The 20,726-nt window shown below is 72.7% G+C and carries 18 protein-coding genes; 12 read left to right on the forward strand and 6 right to left on the reverse strand.

Annotated features, from left to right (window positions below; all coding sequences use genetic code 11):
* Window positions 1-166: 166 nt before the first annotated feature.
* Both ACIQ8J_RS21100 and ACIQ8J_RS21105 read right to left on the reverse strand, forming a co-directional pair.
* The gene (locus tag ACIQ8J_RS21100) at window positions 167-652 is read right to left on the reverse strand and encodes a GNAT family N-acetyltransferase (protein ID WP_403275268.1); all 486 of its coding nucleotides are present in this window, start codon (window positions 650-652) and stop codon (window positions 167-169) included.
* Window positions 653-666: 14 nt separating this feature from the next.
* A complete protein-coding gene (locus tag ACIQ8J_RS21105) occupies window positions 667-1,680 on the reverse strand; it encodes an ArsR/SmtB family transcription factor (RefSeq protein ID WP_403275270.1) in 1,014 nt (337 codons plus the stop codon).
* Window positions 1,681-1,740: 60 nt separating this feature from the next.
* On the opposite strand from ACIQ8J_RS21105, the gene ACIQ8J_RS21110 reads away from it, so the two are divergent.
* Both ACIQ8J_RS21110 and ACIQ8J_RS21115 read left to right on the forward strand, forming a co-directional pair.
* Window positions 1,741-3,012, forward strand: coding sequence for an MFS transporter (locus ACIQ8J_RS21110; protein ID WP_403275272.1), 1,272 nt, complete (start codon window positions 1,741-1,743; stop codon window positions 3,010-3,012).
* Between the two features lie 9 nt (window positions 3,013-3,021).
* The gene (locus ACIQ8J_RS21115; RefSeq protein WP_403275274.1) at window positions 3,022-3,750 is read left to right on the forward strand and encodes a hypothetical protein; all 729 of its coding nucleotides are present in this window, start codon (window positions 3,022-3,024) and stop codon (window positions 3,748-3,750) included.
* A gap of 110 nt (window positions 3,751-3,860) precedes the next feature.
* Here the strand turns inward: ACIQ8J_RS21115 and ACIQ8J_RS21120 are convergent, their stop codons facing one another.
* Window positions 3,861-5,300, reverse strand: coding sequence for a dihydrolipoyl dehydrogenase family protein (locus ACIQ8J_RS21120; protein ID WP_403275276.1), 1,440 nt, complete (start codon window positions 5,298-5,300; stop codon window positions 3,861-3,863).
* 125 nt (window positions 5,301-5,425) lie between these two features.
* Between ACIQ8J_RS21120 and trxA the strand changes: the two genes are divergently transcribed.
* From trxA to ACIQ8J_RS21170, 10 genes are all read left to right on the forward strand, one after another.
* Entirely contained in the window at window positions 5,426-5,791 is a 366-nt protein-coding gene (trxA, locus tag ACIQ8J_RS21125; protein ID WP_403275278.1) for a thioredoxin, read from the forward strand.
* Window positions 5,792-6,080: 289 nt separating this feature from the next.
* On the forward strand, window positions 6,081-6,611 hold the full coding sequence (locus ACIQ8J_RS21130) for a hypothetical protein (protein WP_403275280.1): 531 nt from the start codon (window positions 6,081-6,083) through the stop codon (window positions 6,609-6,611).
* 771 nt (window positions 6,612-7,382) lie between these two features.
* The gene (locus tag ACIQ8J_RS21135) at window positions 7,383-9,557 is read left to right on the forward strand and encodes a hypothetical protein (protein WP_403275282.1); all 2,175 of its coding nucleotides are present in this window, start codon (window positions 7,383-7,385) and stop codon (window positions 9,555-9,557) included.
* 103 nt (window positions 9,558-9,660) lie between these two features.
* Complete coding sequence (gene pelF / locus ACIQ8J_RS21140; RefSeq protein ID WP_403275284.1) at window positions 9,661-11,211, forward strand: GT4 family glycosyltransferase PelF; 1,551 nt, start codon at window positions 9,661-9,663, stop codon at window positions 11,209-11,211.
* The gene (locus ACIQ8J_RS21145; RefSeq protein ID WP_403275286.1) at window positions 11,208-12,596 is read left to right on the forward strand and encodes a hypothetical protein; all 1,389 of its coding nucleotides are present in this window, start codon (window positions 11,208-11,210) and stop codon (window positions 12,594-12,596) included. Before pelF ends, ACIQ8J_RS21145 begins: the two co-directional genes overlap by 4 nt.
* Window positions 12,597-12,698: 102 nt before the next feature.
* Window positions 12,699-13,700 (forward strand): SDR family NAD(P)-dependent oxidoreductase, encoded by a 1,002-nt coding sequence (locus ACIQ8J_RS21150; protein ID WP_403275288.1) that lies wholly within the window; start codon window positions 12,699-12,701, stop codon window positions 13,698-13,700.
* 31 nt (window positions 13,701-13,731) lie between these two features.
* Window positions 13,732-14,445 carry a sugar phosphate nucleotidyltransferase gene (locus ACIQ8J_RS21155; RefSeq protein ID WP_403275290.1) on the forward strand — a complete coding sequence of 238 codons (714 nt, stop codon included), beginning with the start codon at window positions 13,732-13,734 and terminating at the stop codon, window positions 14,443-14,445.
* Between the two features lie 7 nt (window positions 14,446-14,452).
* Entirely contained in the window at window positions 14,453-15,361 is a 909-nt protein-coding gene (locus ACIQ8J_RS21160; RefSeq protein WP_403275292.1) for an NAD-dependent epimerase/dehydratase family protein, read from the forward strand.
* Window positions 15,358-16,020, forward strand: coding sequence for a spherulation-specific family 4 protein (locus tag ACIQ8J_RS21165; RefSeq protein ID WP_403275381.1), 663 nt, complete (start codon window positions 15,358-15,360; stop codon window positions 16,018-16,020). The genes ACIQ8J_RS21160 and ACIQ8J_RS21165 overlap by 4 nt, the downstream gene beginning before the upstream one ends.
* A complete protein-coding gene (locus tag ACIQ8J_RS21170) occupies window positions 16,017-16,916 on the forward strand; it encodes an endo alpha-1,4 polygalactosaminidase (RefSeq protein ID WP_403275294.1) in 900 nt (299 codons plus the stop codon). The genes ACIQ8J_RS21165 and ACIQ8J_RS21170 overlap by 4 nt, the downstream gene beginning before the upstream one ends.
* Before the next feature lie 11 nt (window positions 16,917-16,927).
* On the opposite strand, the gene ACIQ8J_RS21175 is transcribed toward ACIQ8J_RS21170, so the two are convergent.
* From ACIQ8J_RS21175 to ACIQ8J_RS21185, 3 genes are all read right to left on the reverse strand, one after another.
* Complete coding sequence (locus ACIQ8J_RS21175; RefSeq protein ID WP_403275296.1) at window positions 16,928-17,851, reverse strand: AEC family transporter; 924 nt, start codon at window positions 17,849-17,851, stop codon at window positions 16,928-16,930.
* A 43-nt stretch (window positions 17,852-17,894) separates the two neighbouring features.
* Window positions 17,895-19,331, reverse strand: a complete 1,437-nt coding sequence (locus tag ACIQ8J_RS21180) for a benzaldehyde dehydrogenase (protein ID WP_403275299.1) — start codon at window positions 19,329-19,331, stop codon at window positions 17,895-17,897.
* 172 nt (window positions 19,332-19,503) lie between these two features.
* Window positions 19,504-20,688: a thiolase family protein gene (locus tag ACIQ8J_RS21185; RefSeq protein WP_403275301.1), complete on the reverse strand. Its 1,185-nt coding sequence runs from the start codon at window positions 20,686-20,688 to the stop codon at window positions 19,504-19,506.
* Window positions 20,689-20,726: the final 38 nt, after the last annotated feature.

Here is a 20,726-nt window from a genome sequence, read left to right on the forward strand (position 1 = left end):
TGTCAGGCGACCGGATGACCCGCCCGGCCGGTCCGGGTATGCGGAGGGGGCGCCGAGGCGGGGCCCCGGGCCGCTCTCGGGCGGCGGCGGCAAGCAGTCGCGTCGCGCTCGTACGCGATCAGCCGTCCAGCAGGGTCCCGGTCTCCGCCCAGGACCCCAACTGGGCTCAGTCCGTGGGAAGTTCGAGTTCCGGGCGGTCCCACATCACCGCGGGCGGGTTGGCCGCCACCGTGCCGACGCGCTCGGCGCCGACGCTGAGGTAGAAGCCCTCGGCGGGCGGGTGCGAGACGATCCGTACGCGGTCCAGCCCGGCGGCGCGCGCCCGGCTCCGCAGGTCGTCCATGAGCAGGCGGCCGATGCCGAGGCCCTGGGCGTCGTCCGCGACGAACATCAGGTCCAGCTCGGGCGGCGACAGGATCAGCGCGTAGAAGCCGAGCACCCGCCCGTCCGGTGCGACGGCGACGAAGACCTCGTGGGTCTCGATGTAGTCCGGGCCCACCCGGTACCCGGCGACCATCGGCGCGTACGGGCCCTCGTAGGCGCGGGAGCCGCGGACGAGCCGGGTCAGCCGCTTGGCGTCGCGCGCGACCGCCCGCCGGACGGTCACCCCGCCACGCGCCCCACCCTTCGAACTCGTAACACGTGAAGACATATGGAGAGTATTACTCATGGGCGCGAGGTATCGCCCTCGGCCGCTTCCGCGGCTCGGCCGACACCGGCCGGGGCCGCCGTCAGGACGTCGCCCGCGGCGGTCCGGTAGTAGAGGACCGAGCGCCCCGACCGGCGCCGTCCCACCAGTCCGGCGTCGAGCAGGATCTTGAGGTGACGGCCCACCGAACCCAGCCCCTGGCCGGTCAGCGCCACCAGGTGGCTCGTGCTCTTCGGGGTGTCGAGCAGGACGAGCACGCCCGCGCGGGCCGGCCCGAGCAGCCGGCCCAGGGCTTCGGGCACCGCCGCCCGGCCCGCTTCGGCGAACGCGCCCGTGCACGAGTACACGACGGCGTAGTGGCCGCGGTCGTCCCAGCTGACCCAGCCCTGGCGCGGCGTGACGGGGAGGAAGAGCAGTCGCGCACCGGAAATGTCCCGGGGCGGGTAGTCGTGCACATTGATCTGCATGCGGCTCTCGCCCAGCCAGCGCATCCCGGGCCGCATGTCGTCGAGCACCGCGGCCCAGCCGCCCCGGCTCAACTGCCCGGTGCGCGCGATGATGTCGGCCTCGATGACCCGGCGGCGGCGCGGCCACTCCGGGAGCACCGCCCGGTTCCACAGCCAGTCGAGGAGGTCCGCCGTGCGGTCCTGCAGATCGTCGCGCCGCAGGGCGGCGGGGAGCGGACCGCCGATCGTCTCGACGAGGTCCGCGTGGACGGTCGCGGCCGGAGTGGCGCGGATCTCCGCCAGTTCCTCGCGGAAGGCGGGCTCGCCGTCGCCGGTCGGCGTGGGCACGAGGAAGTCGGCGGTCCAGCGGGCGCTGCGTACGGCGCGTACTAGCCGGGCGGTGACGGGGTCGGTCGCCAACTTCGCCCGGAACGCGGGCAGATGAGCATCGAGCCAGGCCCGCTCTCCCGGGTGGCGGGCGGCCGGGGCCAGCAGGGCGAAGAGGCTCGCGGTGGTCTCGGCGAGCGGCGAGACGACGAACCGGCCGCCCGCGAGGGTGTCCGCGCTGACCTGCCACCACCCCATGGTTTCGCCTCCCCGCGCAACAGTAACGCCCGCGCGGCGCGGCCATCGAGACTCGCCGCCATGCCCACCTACCGGGAGCTCCTGCGCACGCCGGAGTTCACACCCTTCTTCCTCGTCTGCTCCGTCCAGGTCGCCGCGGCGACGGTGAGCGGCCTGGCGCTCGCCACCCTCGTCTATGCCGCGACCGGCTCGCCGCTGCTCTCCGCGCTCAGCATGTTCGGCGCCTCCTTCACCCAGGTGATCGGGGCGAGCCTGCTGATGTCGGCGGCCGACCGGCTGCCGCCGCGCGCCGCGACGACCGCGATCGCGGCGGCCTTCGCGGCCGGCACCGCCCTGCTCGCGACGCCCGGTCTGCCCGTCGGGGCGGCCTTCGCCGTCCTGCTCAGCCAGGGCCTGATCGCCTCGGTCGGCGGCGGGGTGCGCTACGGGCTGCTCAACGAGATCCTCCCCAAGGACCGCTATCTCCTGGGCCGTTCCGTGCTCAACATGAGCACGGGCACGATGCAGATCTGCGGTTTCGCCGTCGGCGGCGTCCTGGTGACCGCACTCTCGCCACGCGGCACCCTGCTCGCGGGCGCCGCACTGTACGCGGCCGCGGCGGCCGTGGCCCGCCTCCGGCTCGCCCGCCGTCCGCCGCGGGCCCAAGGCCGCCCCTCGGTGTCCGAGACCTGGCACGTCAACTCCCGTCTCTGGGCGTGCAGTTCACGTCGCCGCCTCTACCTCGGGCTGTGGGTGCCGAACGGTCTGATCGTCGGCTGCGAATCCCTTTTCGTGCCGTACGCACCCGAGCACGCGGGTCTGCTCTTCGCCGCGGCGGCCGTCGGCATGCTCGCCGGAGACACCGTCACCGGCCGGTTCCTGCCCGCGAGTTGGCGAGGGCGGCTGCCGGTGCCGCTCCTGCTGCTGCTCGCCGGTCCCTATCTGCTGCCGGCCCTGCACCCGGCGCTGCCGCTCGCCGTCGCGGCCGTCGCGCTCGCCTCCGTCGGATACGCGGCGAGCCTGCTCCAGCAGGAGCGGCTCATGGCCCTCACCCCGGATGCCATGACCGGCCAGGCCCTCGGTCTGCACTCCAGCGGCATGCTCACCTTCCAGGGCATCGGCGCCGCCGTCGCGGGCACGCTCGCCCAGCGCACGTCGCCCGGCACGGCCATGGCGCTGACGGCGGCGGCGTCGATCGCGGTCACGCTCGCGCTCGCGGCGGGATCAGGCCGAATTCGCGGGCCCCGCCGCCCTGTTGGGAGCGGCGCAGCGCACCACAGCAGGTGTCCGGGGCGTGAGGGAAGCATGGCCGATACCGCGTGGTGCCGGGAGGACGGGAGGGTCGCGGGGTAGACAAGGGTCATGACCGAGCATCTGCTGTCGCCCGCTCTGTACATCTTGATGATCGTGCTGGTCATGAAGGTCGTCGAGGGGCTGCCACGGCTGACGTTCAGCCCGCGCAACCCGCCGAGGGCGGCGATCGGGCTGTGGCTGCTCGTCGCGGTCCCCTCGCTGCTCCAGTTCGCGTTCCCGCAGTTGTACGACGCCCTGCACCGCGACTCCGGCCTGATCATCGACCGGCACCAGTGGTGGCGGCCGTTCACCTCGTTCATGGTGCAGGACGGCGGGGTCGGGGGAACCGCGTTCAACCTCTTCGTCCTGGCCGTGATCGGCCTCGCCGCCGAACGCGTGTGGGGCACCCGCATGATGCCGGCCATCGCCGCGGCCATCCTGCTCGTGTTCAGCGTCGACACGTTCCTGGTCCACGGGCCGCCCGGCGGCGGGAACTCGGGCCTGACCTTCCGGCTCGCCACCAGCATCGCCGGGCTCGCCCTGCTCATCCGCCCCAGCAGGCGCCACTGGCTGCTCGCCGCCGCGATCGTGGCCGACGGCGCGGTCCTGCTGCTGCTCGGCGACGGCCACGGCGAGCCCATGATCACCGGCATCGCCGTGGGCCTGGTCGCGGCCGTGGTCCAGCGCCGCCGGCCACGCCGGTGGCGGCCGGTCGCGGCCGACCCGGCGGCGGAGGCGGGCACGCCCGAACCGGCGGACGAACCCGCGGAGCCGGAGAGCGACTTGGACGGCCGCTGACGGCCACGGAGCGTACAGATGGCGGGAGTTGACTGTGGAGAGCACTCCGACTCGCGGCATCACCGGCATCACGGTTCGCGGCGGTGATCTGCCCGGATCCGGCCCGGCCGTCAACCGCGATAGGTCTCCAGGAGCCGCAGCCACACCTCGCTGATCGTCGGGTACGACGGGACCGCGTGCCACAGCCGCTCCAGCGGTACCTCGCCCGCGATGGCGACCGTCGCCGAGTGGATCAGCTCGCCGACGCCGGGGCCGACGAAAGTGACACCGAGCAGGACGCCGCGGCCCTCGTCCACGATCATGCGGGCGCGGCCCCGGTAGCCGTCCGCGTAGAGCCCGGCGCCCGCCACGCCGCTCATGTCGTAGTCGACGGCGCGCACCCGGTGGCCCGCGGCCTCCGCCTCGGCGAGGGTGAGACCGGCCGAGGCCGCCTCGGGCTCGGTGAAGACGACCTGGGGGACGGCCACGTGGTCGGCGGTCGCGTTGTGGGCGCCCCAGCGGTCGCTCTCCAGAACCGGGATCCCGGCGGCGCGCGCCGCGATCGCGGCCCCCGCGATGCGGGCCTGGTACTTGCCCTGGTGGGTGAGGAGCGCCCGATGGTTCACGTCGCCGACGCCGTACAGCCAGTCGCTGCCCTGGACGCGGCAGGAGTCGTCGACCGGCAGCCAGGAGCCGGGGTCGAGGCCGATGGTCTCCAGGCCGATGTCGTCGGTGCGGGGCGCGCGGCCGGTGGCGAAGAGGATTTCGTCGGCTTCCAGGCGCTCGTCGCCCTCGGGTCCGCGCACCGCGACCGTCACCACTCCGGTCGCGACATTGCGTACGACATCCGTGACCGAGGTGTGCGTGCGGATCACCGCGCCCGCTTCCCGGAGCGATTCGGCGACGAGTTCGCCCGCGAAGGGCTCCATCCTGGGCAGCAGTGCGGCGCCCCGGATCAGCAGGGTGACCCGGGCGCCGAGGGCCTGCCAGGCGGTGGCCATCTCGGCGGCCACCACTCCCCCGCCGACCACCACCAGACGGCCCGGCACCTGCTGGGCACTGGTGGCCTCGCGGCTGGTCCAGGGCCGCACGTCGGCGAGACCCGGGAGGTCGGGCAGCACGGCGCGGCTGCCGGTGCACACGGCGACGGCGTGGCGGGCGGTGAGGACGTGGTGCTCGCCCTCGGGGCTGCTGACGCTGACCTTGCGGGTGCCGTAGAGGCGCCCGTGCCCGCGGTAGAGGTGGGCGCCGATGCCATCGAGCCATTCGACCTGCCCGTCGTCCTTCCAGTGCGAGGCGTAGTCGTCGCGGTGGGCGAGGACCGCACCGGCGTCGAGGGGGCCCTGCACCGACTGGCGCAGTCCGGGGACCTTGCGGGCGTCGGCGCGGGCGACGACCGGGCGCAGCAGCGCCTTGCTGGGCATGCAGGCCCAGTACGAGCACTCGCCCCCGACCAGTTCGCTCTCCACCACCGCGGTGCTCAGGCCCGCCGCCCTCGCCCGGTCGGCGACGTTCTCGCCGACCGGCCCGGCGCCCAGCACTACCACGTCGTATTCCTCGGCTTCCGTCATAGGCACAGTCTGGTGCGCGGTGTACTCCGTGGCCACAGGGGCACGCGCCGAGGACGGAATACCGCGACGGCGCATGCCGTTGTGCCAGGCGGCCCCAGCCCGGGGCCGGGAAGAGGGAGCGTGTGATGGCGACTGTCGAGCTGACCAAAGAGAACTTCGACTCGGTCGTGTCCGACAACGAATTCGTGCTGATCGACTTCTGGGCCGCCTGGTGCGGCCCGTGCCGGCAGTTCGCCCCGGTGTACGAGGCCGCTTCCGAGCGCCACGACGACCTGGTCTTCGCGAAGGTGGACACGGAGGCGCAGCAGGAGCTGGCCGCGGCCTTCGACATCCGGTCGATCCCGACGCTGATGATCGTCCGCGACAATGTCGCGGTCTTCGCGCAGCCCGGCGCGCTGCCCGCGGCCGCGCTGGAGGACGTCATCGGCCAGGCGCGCGCCCTGGACATGGACGAGGTGCGCAAGTCGGTCGAGGCCGCGCAGCAGAAGTAGCCCGCGTTCCTGCGCTCTCCACTGCCCTCTCCCCGCCCGGGGAGAGGGCCGTTGTGCCGGTCCGGGCGGAATGCGCCATTGCTGGGCCCGGCGGGGAGCGTCGGTTCCCGGTCAGCCGCCCGCCGCCGGGCCGCGCGAGCGCTTCTCCGCGCTGGAGCGGGGGCCTGGTCAAGACGCCAACTGGCGCCAATCGGCGGCCTGTTCGGGTCCGCGGGTTCGAGCCAGGGAGAGCTCCACGGTGTGGAGATCCGGCGGACGTCGCGTGTTCCTGCTTCTACTCTCCGTCCTCATGCGAATCACACACCTGAGGCGTTTCGGTCTCACCGCGGTCCTCGCTTTCGCCCTCGCCCTCTTCGGCCTGAGCCAGTCCGCGAGCGCCGCCACCCCCGACATCAGCTTCAGCGTGGACCAGCCGGCGGTCACCCCCGGCGCCACGGTCAACCTGAGGATGACCTTCACGAACAACCAGACGACCGATGTGTGGTTCGTCTACCAGTCGGTGCAGCCGACCTGGCAGACCACTCAGCGCACCGACCTCAAGTACACGCTCGCCTCGTGTTCCGGCACGGGCGTCACCTGCACCGGGACCGGCACCACGACGCTCGGCGTGAGCTACACGGTCCCGGTCGCGCCGGGCACCAGCCGCACCGTCACCATCCCCGTGCAACTGGCCGCGACCTCCGGCTGCAACGGCGACATCGCGTTCTACTCGTACGTCTACTACGAGTTCAACAACAGCCAGAGCCACAAGGACGGCGTCTTCAACTCCCCGACGACGCACGTCAACTGCGCCCCGCACGCCCAGGCCGGCGCCCACTAGGGGGTGTCCGGTGGGTCAGGGACCCCGGCCATGACCCACCGGACACGCCTAGGGCGTATCCGGCGGATCATGTCTGGGACGCGGGGGTCTGGCACGCCCATCTGCCGCGTTGTCGTCAGATGCCGACTCCCCCAAGCTCTTGACGAGCAGGGGGGACCCCCATCGCGTCGTCGCCTTCCTCCGCCTTGCAGCTGCACGCACCAGGCCCCCGCTCACCAGCACCCAAAGAGCACCGCCCGCTGTGGGCGACCAGATCCGCCGGACACGCCCTAGCTCCGGACCGGCCGCGCTCCGCCGCGGCCCGAAGACGCCGGTCGGCCCATCCCCCCGGGTCGGCCGGTTCGGTGTGTCCGGGACCGTATTCCCAGGAGCCTCATTCCGGCTGCGGGCTTCGATCGTGTGGCCGAAAACGGGACGCGACCTGGAGTGCCGATGATGTCTGGACCATTGACGGGGCGCGCCCTCGTGCGCCCCCCGGCCGAAAGCGGTTGCTCCCCCGAGCGGCTCCGGGTTTGCCGCCCCGGCGGATCCGGGCCCAGCCAACCGGGAAGCGCTCCCACCGCCGCGCGCACCGCTCCGCGCTCTCGAACACCGGCCGCGCTTTTTCGTCATGTTTCACAGTAGCCACTCGCAATCTCCCAGAAGAGCCGCACTATGTGACGCGTCAGAGCGGAACGGCACGGCCCTCCTCGCGAGGGCCACCGTTGCGCCGGGGGCGGTCCGTACCGGCAGGGGAGCCGAACGGACCTCCAGGGGAGGGAACTTCACCGCGTGAAGCGGAACACGTACCACAGCAGACACCTCACCGGCCTGACCGCCGGCGCACTCCTGCTCGCACTCGGATTACCGGCGGCGCCGGCGTTCTCCGCGACGCCCGCGCCGCGCATCGACCTGCGGGTCCTCGTCGTCTCGGACGGCGGTCCCGCCACCACCGCGATCACCGCGGAGCTGGACGGCGAGGGCACCCCGTACACCGTGCTGGACCTGGGGCGGACCGGCCGCCCCGTCATCGACTCCGCGTTCCTTGCCGACACCGTGAACGGCGGGCCCCGGGCCAAGTTCCAGGCCGTGGTGCTGCCGAACGACAACCCGTTCCCGGCGGGCTCCGCCGAAATGGCCGCGCTCGCCGCGTACGAGACGCAGTACGCGATCCCGCAGGTCGACGCCTACACCTACGCGCGCCCCCAGGTGGGGCTGCAGACCCCCGCCAACGGCGGGTACAGCGGATCGGTGGACGGCATCAAGGCCCAGGTGACCGCCGCGGGCCGCGGCGGGCCGTTCGGATACCTCAACGGGACCGTGCCGTTCGAGGACAACTCGCCCTCGGTCAGCGAGAGTTACGCCTTCCTCGCGCAGCCGGCCGCGGGCGCCGACTTCACCAGCTACGTCGAGGCACCGGTCCCCGGCAAGACCGGCAACGGCAGCCTGGTCGGCGAGTACCGCCACGACGGGCGCCGGGAGCTGGTCGTCACCTTCGCGTACAACCAGTACCAGGAGCAGTTCAAGCTGCTCGCCCGGGGCATCGTCGACTGGATGACCCAGAACGTGCGGCTCGGCGCCGCACGGAACTACTTCGCGGTCCACGTGGACGACATGTACGCCGGTGACGACCGCTGGAACACCACGCTCCACTGCACGCCGGGCGACGTGGACTGCCCGCCCGGCCAGGGCGTCCAGAGCACGATCCGGATGACCCCGGACGATGTGCGCAACGCCGTCGCCTGGGAGAAGTCCCGCGCCTTCACGCTCGACCTCGCCTACAACGGCGGCGGCAGCGTCGAATACCGGGCGGAGCACAACGGCACCGATCCGCTCGCCGACGAACTCGCCCTGGACAAAGGCCAGTTCCGCTGGATCAACCACACCTACGACCACGCCTTCCTCGGCTGCGAGCAGGACGTCACGGTCGTGCCGTGGAAGTGCGCGACCAACCCGGACGGCTCCACCCGCTATGTGAGCCAGGCCGAGATATCCAAGGAGATCTCCGACAACGTGCAGTGGGCGAAGACCGCCGGACTGCCGATCGAGCCCGATGAGTTGATCACCGGTGAGCACTCCGGGATGAGGCTGCTCCCGCAGCAGCCCAACGACAATCCCTACCTCGCCCCGGCGCTGGCCGCCAACGGCGTGGGCTGGCTCGGCGCCGACATGTCGCGCGACCCCGAGCAGCGCGCGGTCGGCTCCGCGCTCACCGTCGCCCGCTACCCGATCAACATCTTCTACAACGCGGGCCACGTCTCCGAGCAGGTCGACGAGTACAACTGGATCTACACCAGCCGGGCCCAGGGCGGCAGCGGCCTGTGCGAGAGCCTGCCGAACACCACCTGCCTGCCCGCGCCGCTCGACCCGGCCACCGGATACACCGGTCACATCGTGCCCCTCGAAACCCAGGTGGCCCTCGGCCATGTGCTGGGCAACGACCCCCGCCCGCACTTCATGCACCAGTCCAACCTCGCCGAGGACCGGATCGGCTACGCCGTACTGAACGGGGTGCTCGACCAGTACAAGGCGCTGTACGCGGCCAGTGCCCCGCTGGTCAGCCCGCGGATGAGGGACATCGGCGCGGAGTTGCAGAACCGGAGTGCCTGGAACGCCGCGGTGAAGGCGGGCCAGGTCACCGGCTACCGGATCGGCGGCAGCGTGACCGTGCAGGCCCCGGCGGGCGTGCGGGTCACCGCGACGATGCCGAACGGCACCAACCAGGTCCTGCAGAGCGGCACCACCGGGTTCGGCCAGGCCTACGCCGGCAGTGTCTCGGGCTGGGTGTCACCTCAGTCCGGGCAGAGCGGCGTGGTACTGGCGCTGGCCCCGGCCCCCACGAGAGCCCTGGCACCGCAGAGCCGCCCCGCCCACTCCGCCGGTGGCCCGGCACCGCAGAGCGCGCCCCGTACGCCGGTCCCCGCCGGTGTCGCCAAGTCGGTGCCGTACGGCGCCGAGCGGCGCTGACCCCGGTCCGCGCCCAGGCTCCGGAAGGCCTGCCGCCGCAGCGGCGGCAGGCCGCCGGGCCGCCTTCACCACCCACCGCTCTCTTCAGCCGCGGAGCGCACGCATGCACGTACGACACCGCGCGCCGCGCTCCGGCGCGGCGCGGGTCACCCTGCTCACCGAGGGCACCTATCCGCACAGCCACGGCGGCGTGAGCGTCTGGTGCGACCAGCTCGTCACCGCAATGCCCGACATCGACTTCGACATCATCGCGGTGACCGGCACGGGCCGCGAGCCCACCGCGTGGGAGCTTCCGCCGCACGTCTCCGAGCCCGTCTCGCTCCCCATGTGGGGCCCCGCACCCGGCGGTTCGGCCCCGCGCGGCCGCCGGGCGCGACGCCTGATGACGGCGTACGAACGCTTTCTGACCGCCCTGCTCGACCCCCGCGCCGAGAGCGGTTTCCCACCGGCGCTGTACGAGCTGGCCGAGGCGGCCAGGGACGGTCTGCTCAGCCCGGCACTCCGCGGCGACCAGGCGATACGGGTCATGACCGAGGTGTGGAACCGGCCGGGGCTCGCCGTGCGCGAGGCGCGGCCCACCCTGCACGACGCGGTCACCGCGACCGGGCTCCTGGAGCACGCGCTGCGGCCGCTCGCCGCGCAGCCGCCGAGCCAGGGCGTCTCGCACGCGGTCAGCGGCGGCGTGGCCGTCCTTCCGGGCCTGGTCGGCGCCGAACTCCACGGCGTACCCCTGCTGTTGACCGAGCACGGGGTGTATCTGCGGGAGCGCTATCTGGGCTACCGGACCGCTCCCTACCGCTGGCCGGTCAAGGCGGTGCTGCTCGGCTTCTTCCGACTGCTCGCCGAGGAGACGTACCGGCGGGCGGCGCTGATCACGCCGGGCAATCAGTACAACCGGCTGTGGGAGGAGCAGGGCGGGGCCGACCCCCGGCTGATCCGTACCGTGTACAACGGGGTCGACCCGGCCGCCTTCCCGCCCGCCGGACCCGAGCCGACCGCCCCAACTCTCAGCTGGGCCGGGCGAGTTGACCCGATCAAGGACCTGGAGACACTGATCCGCGCCTTCGCCCGGGTGCGTACGGAGGTCCCGGAAGCCACCCTGCGCCTGTTCGGCGGCACACCCAGGGGCGGCGAGGCGTACCGGGAGCGGTGCGAGGCGCTGGCGGACTCGCTCGGCCAGGGCGGCGCGGTCACCTTCGAGGGCCGCGTGGACGACATCAGGGACGCCTACGCGGCGGGCAACGTCGTCATGCTCTCCAGCATCAGCGAAGGCTTCCCTTTCACCCTCATCGAGGCGATGTCGTGCGGCCGGGCCACCGTCTCCACGGACGTCGGCGGGGTGCGCGAGGCGGTCGGTCCGGCCGGGCTCGTGGTGCCGCCGCGCGATCCGGCCGCGATGGCGGCGGCCGCCCTGGAACTCCTCGGCGATCCCGAACGCCGGGCCGCCATGGGGGAAGCGGCCCGGCTGCGGGTGGTCGAGCAGTTCACGCTGCGGCAGACCGTCGACACCTTCCGGGCCATCTACCTCGAACTCTCGGTACGCGGCGGGGCCGTGCCGGTCCGCCTTCGGGGCGCCGGCGAGGACACCACGACGGCGGTGCGCCTGGTCGCGTCCCCTCTCGCGGCCGACGATCTGAGCCGGGTGGCCGGATGAGCGGCCCGATGCGTCTGGAGCCGCCCGACGGCCGGGACGACACGCTGACGCTCCGGCTCGCCGCCGAGTCCACGTCGACGCTGCGCCTGCCGGGCGCCGGAGCCGGGCGGGCGGGCGAGGACGCCGCGGTCGACCGGCTCGCGGCCCAGCTCGCCGAGCAGATCGGGCCAGCCGTGCACGCCTACGAAGTCGCGGCCGTCCTGGAGTCCGAGGGCCTGACGGCGCAGCAGATCGCGGACGAGTACGGCCACGGCAATCTCTTCGCGCTCGCCGAGGACCTCTACACCCGGGTGCCGCGCAGCTTCCCCGAGCCGCCCGCGGCCGCCGATCCCTGGGCACCCGACCCGGTGCGCTGCGCGCTGCGCGGCGCCCTGTTCGCGCTGCCCGGACTCGCCTATCCGCTGACCGCCCAGCTGTGGCAGAGCGAGGAGGCGGTGCTCGCGCTGGTGTTGGCGGGTCTGGTCTCCTGGGCCTGGGGGCAGGGGCTCGGTCACCGCGCCTATCTGCGAATGGCGTCGGGCCGGGCGGCGGCGGCCCGCACCCTGCTGGCCGGAGCCCCGATCGGCGCCCTGCTCGCCTCCCTCACCGGCCTCGCCATCGTCGGCCCCGGCCGCGCCGCGGTGTTCGCGGTGGGCCAGTCCTGCTATCTCGCCGCGGCCGGGGTCCTGCTGGTCCTCGCGCACGAGCGGCTCCTGCTCGCCGCCCTCACCCCACTGATCGCGGGCGGCGCGCTGCTGCTGTTCCAGGAGCCGGATGCGCTGGTACGCGTCGGGCTGAGCGTACTCACCCTGCTTCTGGTGGGCGCGGCCGTCGGTCACTGCCTCCACCGGACGCTGAAGGAGCCGGCCACGGCGGGTTCCGCGGCGCCGCGGTTCGTGACCTCGCTGCCGTACGGCCTCTTCGGGCTCGCCGCCGGTGTGCTCGTGGTGTTCGCCGGGGAGCGGCATCCGTTCGCGGTGATCGCGCTGACGCTCAGCATGGGCCCCGCCGAATGGCTGCTCTACCGCTACCGGGGCCTGTCGGTCGCGGCGCTGCGGTCGACGGCCACCCCGGCGGCGTTCCGCCGGCGTTCGGCCGCGGTCCTCGCGGGCTGCCTCTCTGTCTATCTGCTCCCCCTGTTCCCCGCGGCGCTGCTGACCGGGGCGGAGCCCGCGCCGCTGCTCGCGCTCGCCGCCCTGCTGTGGACGGCGCTGCTGCTCCAGGCGTTCGGCGTCGCCTGGCTGCCGGCCGCCATCACCCTGGCGGCCGCGACCGGGGTCGCCTCGGACGCGCTGCTCGCGCCCCCGCTCGGACCCCTCATGCAGTTGCTCTGCTGTACGGCGGCCGCCACCGCCCTGGTGGGCTGCACGCTCCACCTGCTCGGGCGGCCGACCGCGCACGCCTGACCACCGCACCGCACACCACCCGGCCCAGGCCGGGACACCAGCCTCACGCACCGCACCCGAATGATCACCGAATGCTGTGAACAGCCTTGAAAGGAGCGGCAGTTGACATCCGCACCGCTTGTCGCCGTCACCGGAGCCGAGGGCTTCATCGGCTCCCACCTCACCGAGGCCCTGGTCGCCTCCGGGCACCGGGTCCGCGCCATGGCCCAGTACAACTCGTTCTCCTCCTACGGCTGGCTGGAGACGCTCCCGGCCGACGTCCTGGACCAGGTGGAGATCGTCCTCGGCGACGTCCGCGACCCGGGCTCCGTGCGGGGTCTGGCCGAAGGCGCCGAAGCCGTCTACCACTTGGCGGCCCTCATCGCGATCCCGTACTCCTACCAGGCCCCGCACAGCTATGTGGACACCAACGTCACGGGCACCCTGAACGTCCTGGAGGCGGTCCGCGCGCTGCGGACGCCGCGCCTGGTGCACACCTCGACCAGCGAGACGTACGGCACCGCGCAGACCGTGCCCATCACCGAGGACCACCCCATCAACACCCAGTCCCCGTACGCCGCTTCGAAGGCCGGCGGGGACCGGCTCGCGGACAGCTACTACGCGAGTTTCGCCACCCCGGTGGTGACGCTGCGCCCGTTCAACACCTATGGACCGCGCCAGTCGATGCGGGCCGTGATCCCCACGGTCATCGGCCAGGTCGCGGCGGGCTCGCGCACGATCACCCTGGGCGATCTGCGGCCGACCCGGGACTTCACCTTCGCCGCCGACACCGCGCGGGCCTTCCTCGCCGTGGGCACCGCCCCCGCCGAGCGGGTGGTGGGGCGGACCTTCAACGCGGGGACCGGCACCGAGATATCGGTCGGTGACCTGGTGCGGCTGATCGGCAAGGTGATGGGCGCCGAACTCGACGTCCAGGAGGACACTCAGCGCATCAGACCGGCCAACTCCGAGGTGATGCGCCTGGTCGCGGACGCGAGCCGGCTCACCGGGGCCACCGGCTGGCAGCCCGGACACGACCTGGAGTCGGGCCTGGCGCGGACCGCGGAGTTCTTCCGCGACCCCGGCAACCTGGCGCGCTACAAGACCGGCATCTACAACATCTGACCCCGCCAGTCCCACTCTCAGGGAGGCTCCCATGCACGCAGTGATACTCGCCGGAGGCAAGGGCGTCCGGTTGCGGCCCTACACCACGGCGCTGCCCAAGCCGCTCGTCCCGATCGGCGACCAGCACGCGATCCTGGAGATCGTACTGCGCCAGCTCTCGGCCGCCGGGTTCACCGGATGCACCATCGCCATCGGCCACTTGGGCCAGATCATCCGCGCCTACGTGGGCGACGGTGAACGCTGGGGCATGGACATCGACTACAGCACCGAGGAGAGCCCTTTGGGCACCATCGGCCCGCTGCTGACCATGCGGGAGCGGTTACCCGAGTCCTTCCTCGTCATGAACGGGGACATCCTCACGGACCTCGACTACGCCGATGTGCTGAGCCACCATCGCACCAGCGGCGCCCCGCTGACGATCGCCACCTACGCTCGCAAGGTGCACATCGACTTCGGGGTGCTCACCACCGACGACACCAAGGTGGTGGCCTTCACCGAGAAGCCCAGCATGGACTACCGGGTGTCGATGGGCGTGTACGGCCTGTCCCTCGACACCCTGGCCGGCTACACCCCGGGCCTTCCGCTGGGCTTCGACGAGCTGGTGCTCGACCTGCTGAAGTCCGAAACCCCGCCGCACGCCTACGCGTTCGACGGCTACTGGCTGGACATCGGCCGCCCGGACGACTACGACCGGGCGAACGCCGAGTTCACCACCCACCGCTCCCTGCTACTCAAGGGGGCCTGAACTCCCCATGCGCATCCTTGTCCTGGGCTTCAGCGGCTATCTGGGCGGACATGTCGCCCGGGAGCTGCGTGCCCTGCCCGGCGTTCGGTTCTTCGGCGCGGGACGCGGACCGTCCGCGGACCTCGCCGTCGATCTCGCCACCGTCGGATCCGGCCAACTGGCCGAGCGGCTCTACTCGTTCGCGCCGGACGCCGTCATCAACTGCGCCGGCGTGGTCGGTCCGCAGTCCGTGCCCCTCGCCGAGGTCAACGTCCGCGGACCCTCCGTGCTGTGCGCGGCGCTGCGCGAGGCCGCCCCCGCGGCCCGGCTCGTCCAGCTCGGCTCGGCGGCCGAGTACGGGCCGACCGGGATCGGCGAACGCGTCACCGAGGAGGCCGCGGCCCGGCCGAGCACCCTGTACGGGGCGACCAAGCTGGCCGGCACGCTGGCCGTCACCTCGTCCGGGCTCGACGCGGTGGTCCTGCGGGTCACCAATCCGGTCGGTCCGGGGGCGCCCGCCGCCGGGCTGCCGGGACGCCTGGCCCGGCAGTTGCGCGATCTCGGGCCCCGGTCCGAGGTGCGGCTCGGCGATCTCTCCGCGCACCGCGACTTCATCGACGCGCGGGACGTCGCCCACGCAGCGGTCCTCGCGGCCACCGCCGCGGGCCCGCTGCCCCCGCTGCTCAACATCAGCAGCGGACAGGCCGTCCCGGTACGGGAGTTGGTGCACGAGATCGCCCGCGCCGCCGGTTTCGAGGGGCGAATCGAAGAGAGCGCCGAGGGCTCCGCGCGCTCCGCGGACGTCCCCTGGCAGTGCTCCGACCCCGGCGCCGCCCGCACCACCCTGGACTGGTCGCCCCGTTATTCGCTGGCCGATTCGGTGTCCGCCCTGTGGGCGGATGTGCGCGCCGAGCCGGACCGGGAACCGGTGCACTGATGCTGCTCGTTCCGCTCTACGTCCACCCCGCCGAGGACCCGGCCGCGTGGCGCCTGCTCGCCGAGGCGGCGGCCGGGCTCTACGCGGTGGTGCTGAACACGGCGGACGGCCCGGGAGACGCCCCGGACCCGGCGTTCACCGGGCCGGTCGGGGCGCTGCGCGCGGCCGGGGTCCGGGTGCTCGGCTATGTCGACCTGGACTACGGCGCCCGGCCCCTCGCCTGCGTACTGCGGGACGTGCGGCGGCACCGCGACTGGTACCGCGCCGACGGATGCTTCCTGGACCGGGCGCCCGCCGACCGGACCGGCCTGCCGCTGGTGCGGCGGGTCGCTCGGGCCGCGCGGCGGTGCGGCGCGGCCACCGTGGTGCTCAACCCGGGCGTCCATCCGGCGCCCGGGTATCTGCGGACCGCCGATCTCGTCGTCACCTTCGAAGGGCCCTGGACGACGTACGTGTCATCCTTCACCCGGCCCGGCTGGACCGACCGCCAGCCACCGGAGCGCCTGTGCCACCTCGTGTACGGGGTGCCTCAGGCGCTCACCGCGCTCGCTCTGCGGACCGCGCGCGAACGCGGCGCGGGCGTGTGCTGCGTCGTCGAGCGCGGCCTTCCCAATCCCTGGGCGGCACTGCCGCCCGTACTTCCCGGAAAGACACCATGAACCGCACCCTGCCCCTGATGTGCACGGCCGTCGCCCTGCTCCTTCTCGCCACCGCCTGTTCGTCGGGCTCCTCGGACGACGCGGACGGCCCGGACGAGCCGCAGCCGACCACCTCCGCCCCTTCCTCCCCCTCCTCCCCCACCGCACCCGCGCCGAGCCGTTCGGCCGCCCCCTCGCCGGGCGGGTCGGCCAAGGCCAAGCCGTGGCAGCCCAAGCCGGGCACCGCCTGGCAGTGGCAGCTCAACGGCCGGGTGGACAGCGGCCCCGACGTCCCGGTGTACGACATCGACGGCTTCGAGAACACCGCGGCAGATGTCGCCAAGCTGCACAGCCAGGGCCGCAAGGCGATCTGCTACATCAACGCGGGCGCCTGGGAGAACTTCCGGCCCGACAAGGACGCCTTCCCCAAGCAGGTGCAGGGCGAGAACAACGGCTGGGAGGGCGAGCGCTGGCTCGACATCCGCCGCGTCGACGTGCTGCGGCCCCTGATGGAGCGGCGCTTCGACATGTGCCGCGAGAAGGGCTTCGACGCGGTCGAGCCGGATCTCATGGACGGCTACCTCAACAAGACGGGGTTCCCGCTGAACGCCGGTGACCAACTGGCGTACAACCGCGTGATCTCCGAGATCGCGCACGCCCGGGGCCTCGCGGTGGGGCTGAAGAACGATCTCCAGCAGATCCCCGAGCTGCTGCCCGCCTTCGACTTCGCCGTCAACGAGCAGTGCGCGCAGTTCGACGAGTGCAACCAGCTCACGCCGTTCGTGAAGGCGGGCAAGGCCGTCTTCCACGTCGAGTACTCGCTGCCCACCAGCGACTTCTGCGCGGAGTCCGACAAGCTCGGGCTGTCCTCGATGCGCAAGAACCTCAAGCTGGACACCTGGCGCCAGCCCTGCTGAGCGGTGCCGGATCAGCCGAGGAGGACCGCGATCAGGGAGAGGGACGCCATCGACAGCAGGGTCGAGAGCAGCACGGTGTCCCTGGGCAACGCCGTGTCGAGGCGGTATTCGGAGGCGAAGATGAAGGCGTTCTGCGCCGTGGGCAGTCCGGCGCAGAGCACCACCGCGAACAGTTCGTGTCCGCCCAGACCGAAGACCCACCTCCCCAGGACGTAGGCGAGGAGCGGCTGTACGGCGGTCTTCAGGGTGACGATCAGGGCGCGCTCGGCGCTCCCTTCCGGGTCGGATGCGGCCCGGCCGGTGAGCGACATGCCGAGGGCGAAGAGCGCCGCGGGGACGGCGCCGCCGCCGAGGATCTGGAGCGGCGAGGTCACCTCGGCGGGCAGGTGCAGGCCGAGCGCGGCCACGGCCACCCCGGCCGCCGATGCCCCCACCACCGGGTTGCGGACGGGCAGTTGGAGCATCCGAAGCCAGCGCCTGCCCGTATCACGGCGTACGTCGAGCTCTATGAGCACCAGGATCAGCGGCGTGATGAACAGCATCTGGAAGAGCGCGGCGGCCACGACGAAGGACGTGTCGTGCAGGACGTGCACGGCGACCGGGATGCCGAGGTTCGCCGAGTTCACATAGGACGCGGCCATCGCACCGATCGCCTGCTCGGCCTTCTTGCGCCGGAACAGCCGCCCGCTCGCCAGGAGCCCGGTGGCGAACACGGCGAGCAGGCTGAGGGCGAAGACCGCCACCCCGGGCTTGGCGAGTTCGCCGGGCCGTGACCCGGCCATCGTGAGGAACAGCAGGGACGGCATCGCGAAGGTGAACGCGAAGCGGCCGAGCACCTGTTGGGCCTGGCCGCCGAGCAGATCGAACCGTCCGGCGGCCCAGCCGAACGCGGTGATGGTCCAGATGGGCAGGAAGCCGGAGACAACCGAGTGCACCGGCCAAGGATGCCCAACGGGTTTTGGCCACGTGCCGCCGGGGTCAGAACGGGTGGCCGGCCGGTTCGCGGCGCACGGTGGTCCAGCGCAGTTCGGTGAAGGCGTCCAGGTTGGCCGAGCCGCCGAACCGGGCGCCGGTGCCGGAGGCCGCGATGCCGCCGAAGGGCGCGACCGCCTCGTCGTTGACCGTCTGGTCGTTGATGTGGACGATCCCGGTCGGGATGCGGTCCGCGAGTTCCAGGCCGAGTGCCGTGTCCCGGGTGACGATGCCGAGCGAGAGTCCGTACGGGCCCGCGGCGGCGAGCGCGACGGCCTCGTCCAGGGTGGCGAAGGGGCGGACCGGCGCGACCGGCCCGAAGACCTCTTCGGCGTAGGCGGGGGTGTGGTCGTCGACGTCGGCGAGCACGGTGGGGCGGTGGAAGAGGTCCCGGTGGGTGCCGCCCGCCGCGAGCCGGGCGCCGCGGGCGGTGCTGGCCGCCACCAGGCCCTGGATCTTGGCGAGTTGGGGCCGGTCGATGACCGGGCCGAGGTGGACCTGTTCGCGGTAGGGGTCGCCCACGGCCAGCGCGTCGGCCTGGGCGGCGAGCCGCTCGACGTACTCCTCGTACAGCGAGGCGTGTACGAGGTGCCGGCCGCTGGTCATGCAGATCTGGCCCTGGTGGAAGAAGGATCCCCAGGTGGCCTGGGCGACGGCGCCTTCGATGTCCGCGTCTTCGAGGACGACGAGCGCGGAGTTGCCGCCCAACTCCAGGTGGACCCGCTTGAGTCGGCGACCCGCCGCCTCGCCGACCCGGCGTCCGGCGGCGGTCGATCCGGTGAACGAGATGACGGGGATCCGGGGGTCGGCGACGAGCGCCTGCCCGGTCTCGGCGCCGCCCGGAAGGATGTGCAGCAGCCCGTCGGGCAGTCCGGCCTCGGCGAACACGGCGCCGAGCGCGAGGCCGCCGCAGACGGCGGTGCGCGGGTCGGGCTTGAGCAGGACGGCGTTGCCGAGCGCGAGGGCGGGCGCGACGGAGCGGATGGAGAGGATGAGCGGGGCGTTGAAGGGGGCGATCACGCCCGTCACGCCGACCGGGACCCGGCGGGTGTAGGAGAGCCGGGGCTGCTCGCTCGGCAGCACCTCGCCGAGCGGCCTCGACGCCAGGGCCGCGGCCTCATAGCACTCCTGCGCGGCGACATGCAGCTCGAAGTCCGCCTTTCCGGCGACGGAGCCGGACTCGCGTATCAGCCACTCCCTCAGCTCGTCGGCGTGGTGCGCGAAGAGGTCGCCCGCCCTGCGCAGGACCGCTGCGCGGGCGAAGTGCGGGGTGCGCGCCCAGCCGGTCTGCGCCGCGGCGGCGGCTTCGGCGGCCGCCTCGATGTCCTCGGCGGTGGCGAGGGTGACGGCGCCGAGCGACTCCCCGGTGGCGGGCTCGGTGACCTCGTACTCACCCCCCGAGAGCGCTCTGGACTGCCACGTCTTGGGATCGAGCAGGGTCATGAAGGATCTCCAGTCACTCTGTTCGCTCTGCCGCTCGGGGGAAGTCCCGTGCGGGGCAGGGCCGTCGGACACCCGCCGCCGCGCGGGCGCCATCGTAGGGTGATTCACCGCTCAACGAAAACTCGGAACGGCTATCGCTCTTCCGCCCCAACTCCCCCTGGGATTACGCCTGTTAGCGTTCGAGTATGAGGGCGAGGCCCTGGCCCACCCCGATGCAGAGCGCGGCCAGGCCGGTACCGGAACCGGCGGCCGCGAGCTGGTGGGCGACGGCTCCGGCGAGGCGGGCACCGGAGGCGCCGAGCGGATGGCCGATGGCGATGGCGCCGCCGCGCGGGTTGACCACGGCGGGGTCGAGTCCGGGCCATTCGGCGAGACAGCCGAGGGACTGGGCGGCGAAGGCCTCGTTCAGCTCGAAGGTGGTGAGGTCGCCGAAGCCCCTGCCCGCCTTGGCGAGCGCCCTGCGCACCGCCTCGACCGGGCCGAGCCCGAAGAGCTGCGGCTCGATGCCGGTCACCGCGGAGCTGCGGATCCGGGCGAGCGGTTCGCGGCCGGTGGCCCGCAGCCCTTCCTCGTCCACGAGGAGCAGGGCCGCGGCGCCGTCGTTGAGCGGCGAGGCATTGCCCGCGGTCACCGAACCGTCCTTGCGGAAGACCGGCTTCAAGCGGGCGAGCGCCTCAGGTGTCGAGGACTCGCGGATGCATTCGTCGCGGAGCAGATCGACACCGTCGTACGGGACGACCTCGCCGTCGTACAGACCCTTGGCCCACGCCTCGGCGGCCTTGCGGTGGCTGTCGAGCGCGAAGGCGTCCTGCTGTTCGCGGCCGATGCCGTGCTTGTCGGCGATGAGTTCGGCGCCCTCGCCCAGTGCGACCGTCCACTCGGCGGGCAGCTTCGGATTGGTCATCCGCCAGCCGAGGGTGGTCGAGTACATCTGCTGGTGGCCCGCGGGGAAGGCGCGTTCGGGCTTCTGCACCACCCAGGGGGCGCGGGACATCGACTCGACGCCGCCCGCGACGGCGATCGAGGCATCGCCGACGGCGATGGCGCGGGCGGCCTGGATGACGGCTTCGAGCCCGGATCCGCAGAGCCGGTTGACGGTGACGCCGGGTACCGAGACGGGGAGTCCGGCCAGCAGCACGGCCATGCGGGCCACATCGCGGTTGTCCTCGCCCGCGCCGTTCGCGTCACCGAAGTACACGTCGTCGATGCGGGCCGGGTCGAGCTCCGGGGTGCGGTCCACCAGCGACCGTACGACGTGCGCGGCGAGGTCGTCGGGCCGTACCGCGGCCAGCGCACCCCCGAACTTGCCGATCGGGGTGCGGACGGCGTCGACGATGTACACGTCGCGGATGCTCATCGGGTCTCTCCCACGGATCTCTCCACCGCGTCGGGCCA

The organism is Streptomyces sp. NPDC094147, from assembly GCF_044764265.1.
In the GTDB taxonomy this organism is placed as follows: domain Bacteria; phylum Actinomycetota; class Actinomycetes; order Streptomycetales; family Streptomycetaceae; genus Streptomyces.